This is a genomic window from Micromonospora sp. DT4 (assembly GCF_049841675.1).
GTDB lineage: Bacteria > Actinomycetota > Actinomycetes > Mycobacteriales > Micromonosporaceae > Micromonospora.
This window is the reverse complement of the sequence record NZ_JBNCKT010000005.1, coordinates 26788-41933: the sequence shown is the minus strand read 5'-3', so window position 1 is coordinate 41933 and position 15146 is coordinate 26788. Positions and strand designations below refer to the sequence as shown.

General features: G+C 72.1%; 13 protein-coding genes and 2 tRNA genes. 7 read left to right on the top strand and 8 right to left on the bottom strand.

What is annotated here, in order from left to right; translation table 11 throughout:
• Positions 1-25: 25 nt before the first annotated feature.
• On the bottom strand, positions 26-1225 hold the full coding sequence (locus tag ACLQ24_RS03355; RefSeq protein WP_425888925.1) for a glycosyltransferase: 1200 nt from the start codon (positions 1223-1225) through the stop codon (positions 26-28).
• Between the two features lie 202 nt (positions 1226-1427).
• On the opposite strand from ACLQ24_RS03355, the gene ACLQ24_RS03350 reads away from it, so the two are divergent.
• Together ACLQ24_RS03350 and ACLQ24_RS03345 are read left to right on the top strand one after the other, a co-directional pair.
• Positions 1428-2423, top strand: a complete 996-nt coding sequence (locus ACLQ24_RS03350) for an SDR family oxidoreductase (RefSeq protein ID WP_425888924.1) — start codon at positions 1428-1430, stop codon at positions 2421-2423.
• A gap of 51 nt (positions 2424-2474) precedes the next feature.
• Positions 2475-3047 carry a DUF5709 domain-containing protein gene (locus ACLQ24_RS03345; protein WP_425888923.1) on the top strand — a complete coding sequence of 191 codons (573 nt, stop codon included), beginning with the start codon at positions 2475-2477 and terminating at the stop codon, positions 3045-3047.
• A 5-nt stretch (positions 3048-3052) separates the two neighbouring features.
• Here ACLQ24_RS03345 and ACLQ24_RS03340 read toward each other — a convergent pair whose 3' ends face one another.
• Positions 3053-3700, bottom strand: coding sequence for a response regulator (locus tag ACLQ24_RS03340; protein WP_425889005.1), 648 nt, complete (start codon positions 3698-3700; stop codon positions 3053-3055).
• A gap of 14 nt (positions 3701-3714) precedes the next feature.
• Positions 3715-4839, bottom strand: coding sequence for a MacS family sensor histidine kinase (gene macS, locus ACLQ24_RS03335; RefSeq protein ID WP_425888922.1), 1125 nt, complete (start codon positions 4837-4839; stop codon positions 3715-3717).
• A gap of 118 nt (positions 4840-4957) precedes the next feature.
• Between macS and ACLQ24_RS03330 the strand changes: the two genes are divergently transcribed.
• A complete protein-coding gene (locus tag ACLQ24_RS03330) occupies positions 4958-5398 on the top strand; it encodes an ATP-binding protein (protein ID WP_425888921.1) in 441 nt (146 codons plus the stop codon).
• 54 nt (positions 5399-5452) lie between these two features.
• Here the strand turns inward: ACLQ24_RS03330 and ACLQ24_RS03325 are convergent, their stop codons facing one another.
• Positions 5453-6391 carry a ribose-phosphate diphosphokinase gene (locus ACLQ24_RS03325; protein WP_425888920.1) on the bottom strand — a complete coding sequence of 313 codons (939 nt, stop codon included), beginning with the start codon at positions 6389-6391 and terminating at the stop codon, positions 5453-5455.
• 77 nt (positions 6392-6468) lie between these two features.
• Between ACLQ24_RS03325 and glpK the strand changes: the two genes are divergently transcribed.
• Together glpK and ACLQ24_RS03315 are read left to right on the top strand one after the other, a co-directional pair.
• A complete protein-coding gene (glpK, locus tag ACLQ24_RS03320) occupies positions 6469-7953 on the top strand; it encodes a glycerol kinase GlpK (protein ID WP_425888919.1) in 1485 nt (494 codons plus the stop codon).
• 3 nt (positions 7954-7956) lie between these two features.
• On the top strand, positions 7957-8106 hold the full coding sequence (locus ACLQ24_RS03315) for a hypothetical protein (protein WP_425888918.1): 150 nt from the start codon (positions 7957-7959) through the stop codon (positions 8104-8106).
• 19 nt (positions 8107-8125) lie between these two features.
• Here ACLQ24_RS03315 and ACLQ24_RS03310 read toward each other — a convergent pair whose 3' ends face one another.
• Positions 8126-8959, bottom strand: coding sequence for a phosphoribosylaminoimidazolesuccinocarboxamide synthase (locus ACLQ24_RS03310; RefSeq protein ID WP_425888917.1), 834 nt, complete (start codon positions 8957-8959; stop codon positions 8126-8128).
• Between the two features lie 95 nt (positions 8960-9054).
• On the opposite strand from ACLQ24_RS03310, the gene ACLQ24_RS03305 reads away from it, so the two are divergent.
• Entirely contained in the window at positions 9055-10458 is a 1404-nt protein-coding gene (locus ACLQ24_RS03305) for an ABC transporter substrate-binding protein (protein ID WP_425888916.1), read from the top strand.
• A 38-nt stretch (positions 10459-10496) separates the two neighbouring features.
• Here the strand turns inward: ACLQ24_RS03305 and ACLQ24_RS03300 are convergent, their stop codons facing one another.
• A complete protein-coding gene (locus ACLQ24_RS03300) occupies positions 10497-10748 on the bottom strand; it encodes a hypothetical protein (protein WP_425888915.1) in 252 nt (83 codons plus the stop codon).
• 180 nt (positions 10749-10928) lie between these two features.
• Here ACLQ24_RS03300 and ACLQ24_RS03295 point away from each other — a divergent pair, with 180 nt between their 5' ends.
• Positions 10929-14699, top strand: coding sequence for a S8 family serine peptidase (locus ACLQ24_RS03295; protein ID WP_425888914.1), 3771 nt, complete (start codon positions 10929-10931; stop codon positions 14697-14699).
• 152 nt (positions 14700-14851) lie between these two features.
• On the opposite strand, the gene ACLQ24_RS03290 is transcribed toward ACLQ24_RS03295, so the two are convergent.
• A tRNA-Met gene (locus ACLQ24_RS03290) sits at positions 14852-14928 on the bottom strand.
• A 140-nt stretch (positions 14929-15068) separates the two neighbouring features.
• Positions 15069-15142: transfer RNA gene (locus ACLQ24_RS03285), tRNA-Met, on the bottom strand.
• Between the last annotated feature and the right edge of the window lie 4 nt (positions 15143-15146).

The following is a 15146-nucleotide window of genomic DNA, read 5'->3' as shown; positions in this document are numbered from 1 at the left end:
CGGGCGTGGCGTGGGCTCTGCCGTCTCAAGCCTCGACCGGCTTGCGGCGGCTCACCACCCGCTCGTAGAGGCGTTCCAGCGCGCCGGCGGTCCGTTCCCAGGTGTAGCTGCTGCGGACCCGGTCCACGGCGGCGTGACCGTAGGCGAACCGGCCGGCGTTGTCGGCGAGCAGCCGACGCAGCGACAGTCCGAGGGTCCGGACGTCACCGGGTGGCACCAGGCTGCCGGTGACCTCGTCGACGACGGCGTCCGCCAGGCCGCCCATCGCGTAGCCGACCACCGGCACCCCGCAGGCCATCGCCTCCAGGGAGACCCGCCCGGCGGAGAAGTAGTGCGGGGTGCAGGCCACCACGTCGGCCGAGCGGTACCAGGTCGCCATCTGGTCGTGCGGCACCGCCCCGACCAGGCGTACCTGCTCGGCCACCCCGGCGCGCTCGGCGAGCTCGCGCAGGCGGCGCGCTTCGGCGTGGTGGGACAGTTGGTCGGCCGGTGGGCCACCGGCGATCACCAGCTCGGCGTCGCCGATCAGCCGCATCGCCCGGATCAGGTCGTCCTGGCCGTGCCCCGGGGACAGTCCACCGACGGAGAGGATGCGGGCCCGCTGTTCGCGTGGGGCCGCCTCGCCGTCCGGGTGGAACTGTGCGATGTCCACCCCGGCCGGCACCATCGCCACCGAGGTCCGTTGCAGACCCATCCGGGTCAGCTCGTCCACCTCGTCGTTGGACTGGGCGACGGCGATGTCCACCGCCCGGGTCAGCGCCCGTTCCAGCGGGATGCGCTCCCCCGGGCCGTCGTACCCGCCGCCGAGGTGGCGGAGTTGCTCCACGCCGAGGGAGTGGAAGGTCTGCACGACCGGGATGTCGGTCTCCCGGACGGCGTGCGCGGCGGCCAGGCCACCGATCCAGTAGTGCCCGTGCACCACCTCGGGACGCCAGGCGCCGCTCCACTCGTCGGTCAACCAGCGCCCGAACTCGGTGACGTGCGGGACGAGCCCGGCGGTGGGCAGGGCGGTCGGAGGGCCGACGGGCACCCGGTGCACCCGGTAGCCGTCGACGTCCGCCGTCGCCGGCAACGCCGGATCGTCCCGGCGCTCGTAGATCCGGACATCATGGCCTCGGCCGGCCAACTCGGCGGCGACCCGCTCGATGTGTTGTCGGGTGCCGACCGGCGGGCCGTCGGCGTGCCGGTACGAACTGCTGTGCGCGCAGACGAGGCCGACGCGCATGGGTCACCTCCCTGCGATCTTTTCCTCGGCGGTCCCGGTCAGAGCGTCCCATTAACCTGAGGAAGCCGAGCCGAAACCTGGCAGATCGGGAACAGTCACCGCAGGTGCCACCGACACTTGCGCCACGGCAATCACAGCTGCCCCGATTCGGATCGTCGACGGCCGGTGGTGTGACCGGGCCCGACCGGGGTACCGCTGGAGAATGCCGCTGACCCGGAGCCTCGACGACTCGACCGTGGTGATCACCGGCGCGTCCAGCGGGATCGGCACGGCCACCGCGTACGCGCTGGCCCGCCGCGGCACCACCGTGGTCCTCGCCGCCCGCAGCGAGCAGGCGCTGCGGCAGGTCGCGCAGCGTTGCCGGCAACTGGGCGGCCAGGCGTTGACCGTACCGACCGACGTGACCGACCTCGAGTCGGTCCAGCACCTGGCCGAGCGGGCGGTGGTCGAATTCGGCCGCGTCGACGCGTGGGTGAACAACGCCGCGGTGAGCGCGGTCGGTCTGTTCGACGAGATCCCCGTCGCCGAGTTCCGGCGGGTGCTGGAGGTCAACCTGCTGGGCACCGTGCACGGCATCAAGGCCGCGCTGCCGCACCTCGAAGCCGCCGGTGGGGGCGTGCTGGTCAACAACGCGTCGGTGCTGGCCGAGGTGGCGATGCCGTACCAGTCGGCGTACAACGCCGCCAAACACGGCATCCGCGGCCTGGCCGACACCCTCCGGCAGGAACTGCGGGTCACCGGTCGGGGGCAGATCTCCGTCTGCACCGTGCTGCCGGCCACCATCGACACCCCGTTCTTCCGGCACGCGGCCAACCACAGCGGCCGGGAGTTGGTGCCACCCCCGCCGGTCTACCCACCGGAGGTGGTCGCCGAGACGATCGTGCGGTTGCTGCGCCGGCCGCGCCGCGAGGCGTACGCCGGTGGGGCCGCCCGGCTGATCGGCGTGCAGTGGCGGCTGGCGCCGGCCCTGGTCGAGCGGACCCTCGGCTGGTACGCCCACCGCACCCAGTTCGGCCCGGGCGCCCGACTGGACAGCACCGGCAACGTGTTCCACGCCGACGGGCAGGCCAGCCGCGACGGTGGCTGGCACGGTCGGCGGCGTCAGTTGGTGCGGATGACGGCGTTCGGTCTCGCCGCGGCCGGCACCGCCGTCGGCACGATGGCCGCGATGAACCGCCGCTCCCGGTCCGACCGCTGATGACCGGCCCTGCTCCGGTTACGGCGGGAGGGCAGCGGGTAGTGATCAGACATGCGCGACAACGAGTACCCGACCCCCGTGTCCGACACCGAGGCGCAGGGCCTGCCCGACACCGCCGATGACGACTCCACCGCCAACGACGACGTGCTCACCGGGCGCGAGGCGGACGGCCCGGACCCGGCGCAGTTGCCCGGCGACCGGACGCCGGTGGCGGTGGACCGCTTCGGGACGACCGCCGAGGAGCAACTGGACGGGGAGTCGTTGGACTACAAGCTCGGTCGGGAGGTGTACGAGCGCCCGGTGAACGATCCGCTCGCCGGCCCGGTCGATCCGAAGATCGCCTTCGAGGCGGAGAACGAGGCCGCCGCGGCGGAGGCCCAGCTCGACGCCGACGTGATGGACCCGGGGCCCACCTCGGACCCCAACTCGCCGGTCTCCCTCTACGACCACGGCCAGCTCGGCACGGTGGCCGACGCGACAGTGGGCCGGCTGGTGGAACCGGACGAGGGGGCGCACACCGACCAGGAGACCGACTCCGTGGCGTACGACGCCGGTTCGGCGGGTGGCGGGGCGACCGCGGAGGAGCTGGCCATCCACGAGACTGAGCCGCCGCGCTCGGTCTGAGCCGGTCAGTCGTCCAGGCCACGCTCGATGGCGTAGCGGGTCAACTCGACACGGTTGTGCAGTTGCAGCTTGCCGAGCGTGTTCTGCACGTGGTTCTGCACCGTACGGTGGGACAGGCCGAGCCGCTGGGCGATCTGCTTGTACGACATCCCCTTGGCCACCAGGCGCAGCACTTCCGTCTCCCGACCGGTGAGCCGGGGCGTACCCGGCTCACCGTCGTCGGCCGTGCCCGGGTCCGGCCCGGCGGCCAACCGGCGGTACTCCCCCAGCGCCAGCCCCGCCAGGCCGGGCGTGAAGACCGGGTCGCCGGCGGCGGTGCGGCGTACCGCGTCGAGGAACTCACCGGGCGCCGTCGACTTCACCAGGTAGCCGGTGGCGCCCGCCTTGACCGCGTCGAGCACACTCTGCTCCTCGCCGCTGGCACTGAGCATCAGCACGCGCACGTCGGGCAGGACGGCGCGCAGCCCGACAACCACCTCGACCCCGGAGATGTCCGGTAGTTGCAGGTCTAGTACGACCACGTCGGGTCGGACGGCGGCGGCGACCCGGATCGCCTGCCGCCCCTCGCCGCTGGTCGCCACCACCAGGAAGCCGGCCTCGGCCAGGTCACGGGCCACGCCCTCGCGCCACATCGGATGGTCGTCGACCACCATCACCCGCACGGCGGTCACCGCTGCGTCCTCGGCACGGTCAGCTCGATCTCGGTGCCGGCGTCGGGGCTCGACATGATCCGGACCGTCCCGCCCAGGTCGGTCACCCGACCGCGGATCGACTGGGTCACACCGAGCCGCCCCTGCGCGGCGGCCTCGGCCAGTCTGCCTTCCGGGATGCCCGGCCCCTCGTCACGGATCGACACGGTCACGGTCTCCCCCTCGTCCTCGATCAGCACCCAGGCCCGCCCCCCGGCGTGGCGGCCCGCATTGTCCAGGGCCGCCCCGGTGGCGGCCGCCAACTCGCCCGCCACCTGCCGGGGCAGGGTCACCGGGGTGGCGGGCGCGGAGAGCGACACCGCCGCCGTGGCGTACCGGCCGAGCAGGCCGCGCAGGTCCACCGCGTCCGTCCCGGCCACCGCGGTCGGGGTGGCGTCGGCGATCAGGGCGCGCAGCGCGGCCTCCTGCTCACCGGCGAGCCGAGCCAACTCGCCGGCCTCACCGGGCAGGTGCGCACCGCGCCGCTGCACGAGCGCCAGCACCTGGAGGACCGAGTCGTGGATGTCGCGTGCCAGCCGCTCCCGCTCCCGGGTGGCAGCCTCCAGCTCCACCGCGTGTTGCAGGCGTTCCTCGGCGGTCACGGCGAGCCGGGCGACGTGCCCGACCACCACCCCGGCGAGCAGCAGCAGGATCACCCCGGTGAAGGAGGACTGGCTGATCCGCTCCCTGGTGGCCAGGTCCGCGCCGGCTACCAGCAGCGCGGCCACCGTGCCGCGCCGACGGCCTCCGGAGACGGCCCAGGCCAGCACCGGGCCGGCCATCCAGGCCACCCCGAGAGTGGGTACGCCGTGCCCGAGCGCCTCCCGTCCCACCACCCACGGGCTGGACAGCACGATGGCGATCACGACGCCGAGGTCCACCAGCAGGAGCGGCCAGCGACGCCAGGCCGGCCGGGCGTACGCGACGGCGGTCACCCCGGTCCAGATGATCATCAGCAGTACCAGGGCGCCGACGGCGATCGGATGGGTGTACCGGTCGACGTCGCGCACGGCGAGCGCGCAGACGTACACGAGGGAAGCCAGCCGGAACACCGTGAGCGCCCGCCAGAGCGGCACCTCGAAACCACCCGGCGGCGACGGCATGGCGGTCAGGATGCCACAGCCGGTCGGCCGCGCGGGGGCACGGCGTGCGGTCCGAGAAACACTGACGTACGGTTGAAAAGCCGCGAAATACTCCGAGATCCGCAGCCGGGACAGGGCCATGACGAATGCAGATCCGCACGCACCGCGTACGGTTGTGCCCATCGAACCCGCCCTCCTGATCGCCGAGGCCTTCAACCAGGCCCAGGTGACCGAGATTCGACACTCGGTCACCTCCTGCGCGCACGCCTGCGGTCTCGACGGCCAACGACTGGACGACTTCGTGCTCGCCGTCAACGAGCTGATCACCAACGCGGTGCGGCACGGCGGTGGGACCGGGTGGCTGCGGCTCTGGCAGGAGCCCGGTGAGCTGCTCTGCGAGGTGGCGGACCACGGCCACGGCATCACCCCACAGCGGCTGGGCGACCGGAGCCGCCCCGCCCCGGACACCGCCGGCGGATGGGGCCTCTGGCTGGCCCGCGAACTGACCGACGCCATCGAGATCGCCACCAGCTCCGCCGGCACCACCGTCCGCATCACCGCCATCCTCCCCCGGACCTGAGGGCTGCACCGGGCTGCCGCCGACACGGCGTGCAGGATCGCGGAGCGGCCCTGGTCAGCCGAAGAGGGCGGAGACCGACTCCCCGTTGTGAATTCGGCGCATCGCCTCGGCCAGGGCCGGGGCCACCGAGAGGACCTGGAGCTTCTCCACCCGCTTCTCGGCCGCAATGGGGACCGTGTTGGTGCAGACGATCTCCAACACGCCGTCCTGGTCGCTGAGCCGACGCAGCGCGTCGCCCGAGAACAGGCCGTGCGTGCAGGCCAACCGGATCGAGCGGACCTTCAGGTCGCGCAGGTGCTCCATCAGCTCGATCACCGTGCTGCCCTTGGCGATCTCGTCGTCCAGCACGATCACGTCCCGGTCGGCGACCTCACCGATCACCGCGCTGATCTTGACCAGGTCGTCGCTGAACCGCTGCTTCGCACCGGCCGCGACGGGCGTGCCGAGCAACCGGGCGAAGGCGGCGGCCTCCTTGGCGTTGCCGAGGTCGGGCGAGACCACCACGGTGTTGCTGAGGTCGTACCGCCGGAAGTGGGTGGCCAACTCCCGCAGCGCGTGCAGGTGGTCGACGGGGACGCTGAAGAAGCCGTGCACCTGTGGCGAGTGCAGGGTCAGCGCGAGCACCCGGTCCGCTCCCGCCGAGGTCAGCAGGTCGGCGACGAGTCGGGCGCCGATCGAGATCCGCGGTGCGTCCTTCTTGTCCGAGCGGGCGTACGCGTAGTGCGGCAGCACCACGGTGATCCGACCGGCGGACGCGCCCCGCGCCGCGTCGATCATCAGTAGCAGCTCGACCAGATTCTCCTGGACCGGTGGCACCAGCGGCTGGATCAGGAAGACGTCCCGCTCCCGGCAGTTGGCCTGCAACTGCACTTCGAGACAGTCGTTGGCGAACCGGGAGACCCGTACCGGATGCAGCGGCACCCCCAGGTGGGCGCAGATCTCGGCAGCCAGGTCGGGATGGGCGGTTCCACTGAAAACGGCGATGTCACGCACGTTCGCACATCGTAGGCGAAGCGGAGGCCGACGTGACGGCGGTCGCTCCGCGCCGCCGGTTTGGGTACGGTGCTGCCGTGACCCCCGAGTACGTCGCCGCCATCGACCAGGGCACCACCTCCTCGCGGTGCATCGTCTTCGACTCCGCCGGGGAGATCGTCGCCGCGGCCCAGCGCGAGCACCGCCAGATCTTTCCCCGCCCCGGCTGGGTCGAGCACGACGCCGAGGAGATCTGGGACAACGTGCAGCAGGTGGTCGCCGAGGCGCTGCGGTCCGCCGGCATCGACGCGAGCGGGCTCGCCGCCGTGGGCATCACCAACCAGCGGGAGACCACCGTCGTCTGGGACCGGGCCACCGGCCGTCCGGTGGCCAACGCCATCGTCTGGCAGGACACCCGCACCGGCCCGCTGCTGCGCGAGCTGGCCTCGGCGTACGGCGAGGAACGCTTCCGGGCCCGCACGGGCCTTCCGCTGGCCACCTACTTCGCCGGCCCGAAGCTGCGGTGGCTGCTCGACGAGGTCGACGGCCTGCGCGAGCGCGCGGAGTGCGGCGAGGTGCTGTTCGGCACGATGGACAGCTGGCTGATCTGGAAGCTCACCGGCGAGCACGTCACCGACGTGACCAACGCCAGCCGGACCCTGCTGATGGACCTCACCACCCTCGACTGGGCCCCGGAGCTGCTGAACGCGCTCGGCGTGCCGGCCGCAATGCTGCCGGAGATCCGCTGCTCCGCCGAGGTGTACGGCACGGCCACCGGCGTCCTGGCCGGCGTGCCGGTGGCCAGCGCGCTCGGCGACCAGCAGGCCGCCCTGTTCGGGCAGACCTGCTTCCAGCCGGGCGAGGCGAAGTGCACCTACGGCACCGGCAGCTTCCTGCTGCTCAACACCGGCGCCAGCCCGGTGCCCTCGACGCACGGCCTGCTCACCACGGTCGCGTACCGGATCAAGGACCAACCACCGGCGTACGCGCTGGAGGGCGCCATCGCGGTCACCGGATCGCTCGTGCAGTGGCTGCGGGACAACCTCGGGTTGATCTCCTCCGCCGCCGAGGTGGAGGACCTGGCCCGTACCGTGGACGACAACGGCGGCTGCTACATCGTGCCGGCGTTCTCCGGCCTCTTCGCTCCGCACTGGCGCAGCGACGCGCGCGGGGTGATCGCCGGCCTGACGGGCTACATCACCAAGGGGCACCTGGCCCGGGCGGTGCTGGAGGCGTCGGCGTGGCAGACCCGCGAGGTGGTCGACGCGATGGACGCCGACTCCGACGTGGCGCTGCGCCGGCTCCGGGTGGACGGCGGGATGACCGCCAACGCGCTGCTCATGCAGTTCCTCGCCGACGTGCTCGACGTCCCGGTGGTCCGCTCCCGGATCACCGAGACCACCTGCCTCGGCGCCGCGTACGCCGCCGGTCTGGCGGTGGGCTTCTGGCCCGACCTCGCGACCCTGCGCGCGCAGTGGCGTTCCGACGCGCGGTGGGAGCCGGCCATGGCCCCCGAGCTGCGCGAGAGGGAGTTGCGTCAGTGGCGCAAGGCCGTCCAGCGCACTCTCGACTGGGAGGAGTGAGTCATGCCGCAGGTCGTCCTGACGATCCTGGCGGGCCTCGGTGTGGCCGGGATGGCGTACGCCCTCGTCCGGTTCTGGCGAGACCTCGGCCTGCTGCGCCGGGTCGACAACCTGTGGTCAAGGTTGTTCGGGAACGACGCCTGGAACCACTGAGGGCCCCAGGCCGGAGCGGTTACTCCCAGCGGTTGCCGGTGAGCTTCTCGTACACCTCGACGTAGCGGGCGCGGGTCGCCTCGACGACCTCGGCGGGCACGTCCGGCGCGGGCGGCAGCTTGTTCCAGCCGCTACCGGTGGCCCAGTCCCGCACGTACTGCTTGTCGTAGGAGAACTGCACACGGCCCGGCTGGTACGACTCGGCCGGCCAGAAGCGCGACGAGTCGGAGGTGAGCAGCTCGTCGGCGAGCACCAGGGTGCCGTCCGGCGCCCACCCCAGTTCGATCTTGGTGTCGGCGACCAGGATGCCCCGGTCGGCGGCCAGCTCGGCCCCGCGCCGGTAGACGTCGATGGTGATCTGCCGCAGCCGCTCGGCGGTCTCCTGGCCCACCTTGGCCACCACGTCGGCGTACGTGATCGGCTCGTCGTGCTCCCCGGCCGGCGCCTTGCTCGACGGCGTGAAGATCGGCTCGGGCAGGATCGACGCCTCGCCGAGCCCTCGGGGCAGCGGTACGCCGGAGACCGCGCCGGTACGCTCGTACTCCCGCAGGCCGCCGCCGGTGAGGTAGCCGCGGGCGACGCACTCGACGGGGACCATGTCGAGCCGCTGGCAGCGGATCGCCCGCCCGGCGAACTCGGCCGGCACGTCGGTGGCCGAGATGACGTGGTTCGGCACCAGGTCGGCCAGCTGCTCGAACCACCACAGCGACAGCGCAGTGAGGAGCCGGCCCTTGTCCGGGATCGGTGTCGGCAACGCCACGTCGTAGATCGAGATGCGGTCCGACGCGACCAGGATCAGGTCGTCGCCGTCGGCGTACACGTCCCGGACCTTGCCCGAGTGCAGAAGTTCCACGCGCCCTAGTACACCACGTGACGAGGCAGCGCCTGTTCCGGCCACCCATCCGCCCACGGGCCGACCGGGATGACCGGGGTGACCGGGGTGACCGGATGGACGTTGACACCCTCCTGCGCCGCCTGCGTGAATGGTCCGGCCCCCGTCCGTCGGTGCCAGGAGACCCCGTGCCCGCTGTTCGTCCCCCGATCGACCGGTTTGGCGCCGACCCGGGCCGACGCCGGGTGCTCACCGCGCTGCTCGGCGCTCCCCTGCTGGCCACCGGTGGGCTGGCCGGGTGCAGCGACGGCGCCGACACCTCGACCGCGAACGGCCCGATCGAGCTGTCGGTCTTCTGGTGGGGCGGGGCGAAGCGGGCCGAGCTGACCGAGAAGGCCCTCCGGCTGTACTCGGAGCGCAACCCGGGGGTCACCTTCCGGGTCACCTGGCAGGGCGCCGACGGGTACTACGAGCGGCTGGCGACCCAGGCCGCCGGCGGCAACGTTCCGGACCTGATCCAACTCGACGACTCGATGCTGACGGAGTACACCCAACGCCAGATCGCCCTCGACCTGACCGACGCGATCGCCGGTCATCGACTGGACCTGCGTAATTTCCCGGAGGGTCTGGTCCGCTACGGCACGGTGGACGGGCGGACGACGGGGGTGGCAGCCGGGCAGACACTCGCGGCCGTGGTCTTCAACCGGGACCTGCTGCGCGAGCTGCGGGTGCCCGAACCGCGCAGCGGGATGCCCTGGGCGGACTACATCGCGTGGGCACAGGAGGTCACCGAGGCCAGCGACGGCCAGGTGGCCGGCACGATGGACGCGTCCGGCGACTACCGCGCCCTCTGGCTCTGGCTCCGGTCCCAGGGCGGCGAGTTCTACCGGGAGCGGGAGCTCGGCTTCGGTGCCGACGAGCTGATCGCCTGGTTCGAGCTGTGGCAGCGCGCCCGCGCCGGGCGGGCCACGCCGGGCGCGGCCCTGGTCGAGCAGGCCGACAGCGGGGAGCCGTCCCGGCAACCGGTGGTCACCGGGTTGACGGCCGCGTCCTTCACCTGGTCTCACCAACTGCCGGAGCTGCAACGACTCACCGAGTCCGAGCTGGATGTGGTGGGCTTTCCCGGGCCTGCGGGCGCCCAGTGGCCGCGCGCGTCGATGTACTGGGCCGGCTTCCGGGGCACCCGCCACCCGGACACGGTGGCCGAAGTGATCAACTTTCTGACCACCAACGGCGAGGCCGGCACCGTCCTCGGCCACGAGCGCGGCCTCAACCCCAGCCTCGCCGTCCGCCGGTACGCGCAGGGCAGCATCACCGACCCGGCGCAGCGACGCGCGGCCGCCCTCGGCGACAACCTGGCCGACCAGCTCGGGCCGGCACCGGCGCCACCGCCGAAGGGCCACGCCAAGGTACGCACCCTGCTGGTCACCGCCGCCGAGCGCGTCCGGGTCAGGCGGGACGGCACCCGCGAGGCGACCGCCCGCTTCCTGTCCCAGGCCATCGGCGCCCTCGCGGGCTGAGTCGGGTCGTCAGCGCGGGCGGCCCGAGCCTCGACCGATCAGCGCGGCGGGCCGCCACGACGGTTACGCGTGAAACGCAGCACCAGGAACACGATGATCGCCACCACCACGAGGCAGCACAGCAGACCGAGGAAGCCGAAGCCACCGCCACGGGACCGCCGCCGCGCGGCCTCCACCACCAACTCGCCGGTGCCCGTGGACGCCCAGGCCGCAACCGGCACGAAGACCGCCAGGACGACCGCACCGAGAACCGCGCTGAGCCGGCCCCACCACTTGCCGAAGTAAGACATGCGCCCATCCTCGCCGAAGTGCGCAACCTCGGCACGTCGGTCCACGCCAAATTCACGGGACCGGGCCCGGCCGGCCGGCCAGCCGCGCAATATTCCCGCAACCCAACGGTGACGAAGATGATCTTTACATGATTCCACCTAGATGATCAGATTCGGCAACTGGTCATCTCTGGAGGCACTGTGCGGCTCTCTCTCACCCGAAGATCTGCGGCAACAGCGGTCGGCGTCACCCTCGCCGCCGCTCTGGTCACCCCGACGACAGCCCACGGCGCTCCGGCGTCCCCACCACCGCCGACACCACCCGGCCGGGCCGCTGACGCCCACGCCTCTCCCGTGACGGTCACGCTCATCACCGGCGACAAGGTGACGGTGACCCCGGGGCGCGACGGCGCGGCGCCCACGGTGGACGTCGCGCGCGCGTCGGGCGCCACCGGGTCCGTACGCGTCGCCACCGAGGGCGGCGACACCTACGTGTATCCGGACGAGGCGCTGCCGTACCTGGCGACCGGTCGCCTCGACAAGCAGCTCTTCGACGTCACCCAACTCGTCGCCCAGGGCCTCGACGATGCCCGGGCCAGCGCGCTCCCGCTGATCGTCACCCGCGCCACGGGCTCGGCGACGCTCCGGACCCGCACCGACCTGCCGGGCGCGGAGACCACACTGGACCTACCGTCGGTCCGTGGCCAGGCGATCCGCGCCCACCGCCCGCAGGCCGCCGACTTCTGGTCGGCCCTCACCGGCGGACGTCCCGGCGCGGCGGCGTCGACGGGCCGCTCCGCCGGACCCACGGCACCCTCCTTCACCGCCGGCGTCGACAAGGTGTGGCTCGACGGCAAGGCGAAGGCGGCCCTCGCCGACACCACCGCGCAGATCGGCGCACCGGAGGCCTGGGCCGCCGGTGGAACGGGCAGCGGCGTACGGGTGGCCGTGCTGGACAGCGGAGTGGACACGACCCACCCGGACCTCGTGAACCGGATCGCCGCGTCCCGCAGTTTCATCCCCGGCCAGGACGTCATCGACCGCAACGGGCACGGCACCCACACGGCCTCCACAGTCGCCGGGACCGGCGCTGCTTCGGGTGGCCGGGAGAAGGGTGTCGCCCCTGGTGCCGACCTCGTGATCGGCAAGGTCCTCGACGACTTCGGGAGTGGACCGATCTCGGGGGTCATCGCCGGCATGGAGTGGGCGGCGCGGACCGAGCGCGCCAAGGTGATCAACATGAGTTTGGGCGTCGGCGCCTGGCGCAGCCAGGACGATCCGCTGAGCCAGTCCGTCAACCAGCTGACCGCCGAGACGGGCGCTCTCTTCGTCGTCGCCGCCGGCAACAGCGGCCCGGACCCGTACACCCTGGGAGCGCCGGGAACCGCCGACGCCGCGCTCACCATCGGCGCGGTGGACGGCGCAGACCACCTGGCCGACTTCTCCAGCGCCGGGCCCCGGATGATCGACGACGGCCTCAAGCCCGACCTGACCGCCCCGGGCGTGGACGTGCTGGCGGCGCGCTCGCAGCACATCGAGTGGGGCGAGGGCTTCTACCGGTTGGACAGCGGCACCTCCATGGCGGCGCCGCACGTCGCCGGGGCCGCCGCCCTGCTGGCGCAGAAGCACCCGACCTGGAGCGGTCGCCAGATCAAGGACGCCCTCATGGGCACCAGCGTGCCCACGCCCGACTACAGCGCCTACCGGGCCGGTAGTGGCCGGTTGAACGTGGCCGCCGCCTACCAGCAGGACCAGATCATCGCGACCGGATCGGTCGACGCGGGTCTCGTCCGGTGGTCGCCCGGTACGCAGCCCCAGCGGACCACTCGGAAGATCACCTACACCAACACCACTGACAACGCCGTCACGTTGGCGCTCTCCGTCGACGGCGCCGACGCCCCCGCCACGACCTTCGCGGCGGGCGCGACCCGGGTGACGGTGCCGGCGCGGGGCACCTCGACGGTGGACGTCGTGGTGGATCCGAAAGGGCTCGCCCCCGGCCGGTACTCCGCCCGGGTCACTGCCCGCCACGCCGCCGGTGTCGTGCACACGGCCGTCGGGATCGCCGTGGAGTCCAAGAAGTACGACCTCACGATCCACCTGAAGGACCGCACGGGCCAGCCGATCAGTGGTGAGGTCGAAATCGTTAGCGCCGACGGCGTCTCGACGTCCATGTGGGTACAGGACGGAAAGCTCACGAGCCGCTGGGCCCCCGGCTCCTACACGGTGGTCGGCGCGGTCGACGTGGAGGGTCTGCACGGCGACCGTTCGCTCGGCCTCGCGATGCTGACCGTGCCCGAGGTCGAGCTGACGACCGACCGGGTCGTCGAACTCGACGCCTCGAAGGCCCGCCAGGTGAAGGTGGCGACACCCCAACCGACCGCCATCACCAACAGTCGCATCGACGTCTACCGCTCGTTCACCTCTCGCGAGCCGACGCCCAGCGACACCAACGCCCTGCACGAGACGGTTTGGCCCGGCGCCACCTACGACAGTCTCTGGGCGCTTCCGACCAGGAGCCCGGTGCGCCAGGGCAGTTTCGTCTTCACCACCCGGATACGGGCGGAGCAGACGCCGCTGGAGATCAGCCACAACGGGCGGCGCATGGGCGACCCACTCGCGCAGCCGGGTTCCCGGCCGCTGACCGACGGCACCTCGCGCCTGGACGCCATCTTCGCCGGCACCGGCTCCACGGCGGACTACACCGGCGTGTCAGCCCGGGGCAGGGCCGTCGTCGTCCGGCGGGACGACGCCGTACCCCCGGCGGAGCAGGTGAAGGCGGCGACCGCCGCCGGCGCGGCGCTGCTGCTGGTCGTCAACGACGGCGACGGCCGGGCCAGCGAATGGTACGGGAGCTCCGACGGATCGACGACCGGGCCGATCCCGGTCGCGTCGCTGATCACGGGTGAGGGCGAGAGCCTGATCAGCAGGATCACCGCCGCCGGCCACAAGGGGGTACGGCTCACGGTCACCGCCCACCCCTCGTCGAAATACCTGTACGACCTGGTCGACTACCACCGTGGCGGCGTACCCGCCGACCCGTCGCCCAGGACGGACCCGAAGCACCTCGCCCGGATCGACCTCGTGTTCGCCCCGCCGCCCGGCCAGCAGGCCACCGAGACGCGGAGGGACTTCCCGCCGTACGAGTGGGCGGCCGCCCGCGGGTTCGGCCTTCAGCCGGTGGCCCCCGGGCCGCGTACCGACTGGGTCTCCGCCGGCGACGGCGTCCGCTGGAAGCAGTTCGCGGACGTGGTCGACTGGGGAAGCTCGTACACGGACGAGATCGCCTACCAGCCGGGCAGCGTCCAGAAGGACCGCTGGTACGGGCCGATCACGCGACCACGCCTACTGACGCTCGACATCCCGTTCCGGAGCGAGTTCGGGATCAGCGCCTACATCCAGGGGTTCGGCGATGGGGGTGCCGCCCACAGCGGCGGCGCGCCCATGCTGCAACGGATCTCGTTCTACCAGGGTGACAGACAACTGACGCAGTTCGAGAACTGGCCGGAGCTGTTCACCTGGGAGCTGCCGGCCCAGAGGTCGCCGTACCGGTTGGTCGTCGAGACGGAGACCAAACCCGAGTACAGCCCGTACTCCTCGACGACGCGTACCGACTGGACCTTCTTCTCCGGCGCGGTCACGGACGTGCAGGCGATGCCGCTGGTCCAGTTGGACTACGACACCGACGTGGACCTGGCCGGCCGCGCGCCGCGCAGGAACGACCTCACCATCACCCCGGTGGTGGTGGGCAGCACCGCCGCGAAGGACGGGGTCTCCGCACTCGGTCTCGAGGTCTCGTACGACGACGGGCGCACCTGGCAGCGGCAGAGCCTCAAGGAGCGCAAGGGTGCCTGGACGGCAGCCCTGAACGCGCCGGGCCGGGCCGAGTACGTGTCCATCCGCGTCACCGCCCAGCAGCGCAACGGCGGTGGTGTCACCCAGACCGTCATGCGGGCCTACGGCCTGAGGTGACGTACGCGTGGGGGGCCAGCGCTCGGTGGGTGCCGGCTCCCGCACGCGATGCCCGGTGGTGCCGACCTCCGCACGTGATCGCGGTGATGTCGCAGGAAGCAGAGAACCCGGCCCCCATCATCTGGGGGCCGGGTTCTGTCGTGCGCTTTCCCTGGTAGCGGGGACAGGATTTGAACCTGCGACCTCTGGGTTATGAGCCCAGCGAGCTACCGAGCTGCTCCACCCCGCGTCGGCTAGATAAGCGTAGCGCACCCGTTCTGGACGATGATCACGGGGGTCACCGAACCTCGGTATCCGCCCCTGCCCGGCGTGCCGAAGAGAATGCAGAAAACCCGCCTCCGGAATTCCGGAGGCGGGTTTTCTCTCTCGTAGCGGGGACAGGATTTGAACCTGCGACCTCTGGGTTATGAGCCCAGCGAGCTACCGAGCTGCTCCACCCCGCGTCGG

Coding starts and splice junctions, on each gene's coding strand:
- ACLQ24_RS03355 (WP_425888925.1), bottom strand. CDS start 1,225: ATGCGCGTCGGCCTCGTCTGCGCGCACAGCAGTTCGTACCGGCACGCC.
- ACLQ24_RS03350 (WP_425888924.1), top strand. CDS start 1,428: ATGCCGCTGACCCGGAGCCTCGACGACTCGACCGTGGTGATCACCGGC.
- ACLQ24_RS03345 (WP_425888923.1), top strand. CDS start 2,475: ATGCGCGACAACGAGTACCCGACCCCCGTGTCCGACACCGAGGCGCAG.
- ACLQ24_RS03340 (WP_425889005.1), bottom strand. CDS start 3,700: ATGGTGGTCGACGACCATCCGATGTGGCGCGAGGGCGTGGCCCGTGAC.
- macS (WP_425888922.1), bottom strand. CDS start 4,839: ATGCCGTCGCCGCCGGGTGGTTTCGAGGTGCCGCTCTGGCGGGCGCTC.
- ACLQ24_RS03330 (WP_425888921.1), top strand. CDS start 4,958: ATGACGAATGCAGATCCGCACGCACCGCGTACGGTTGTGCCCATCGAA.
- ACLQ24_RS03315 (WP_425888918.1), top strand. CDS start 7,957: ATGCCGCAGGTCGTCCTGACGATCCTGGCGGGCCTCGGTGTGGCCGGG.
- ACLQ24_RS03305 (WP_425888916.1), top strand. CDS start 9,055: ATGGACGTTGACACCCTCCTGCGCCGCCTGCGTGAATGGTCCGGCCCC.
- ACLQ24_RS03300 (WP_425888915.1), bottom strand. CDS start 10,748: ATGTCTTACTTCGGCAAGTGGTGGGGCCGGCTCAGCGCGGTTCTCGGT.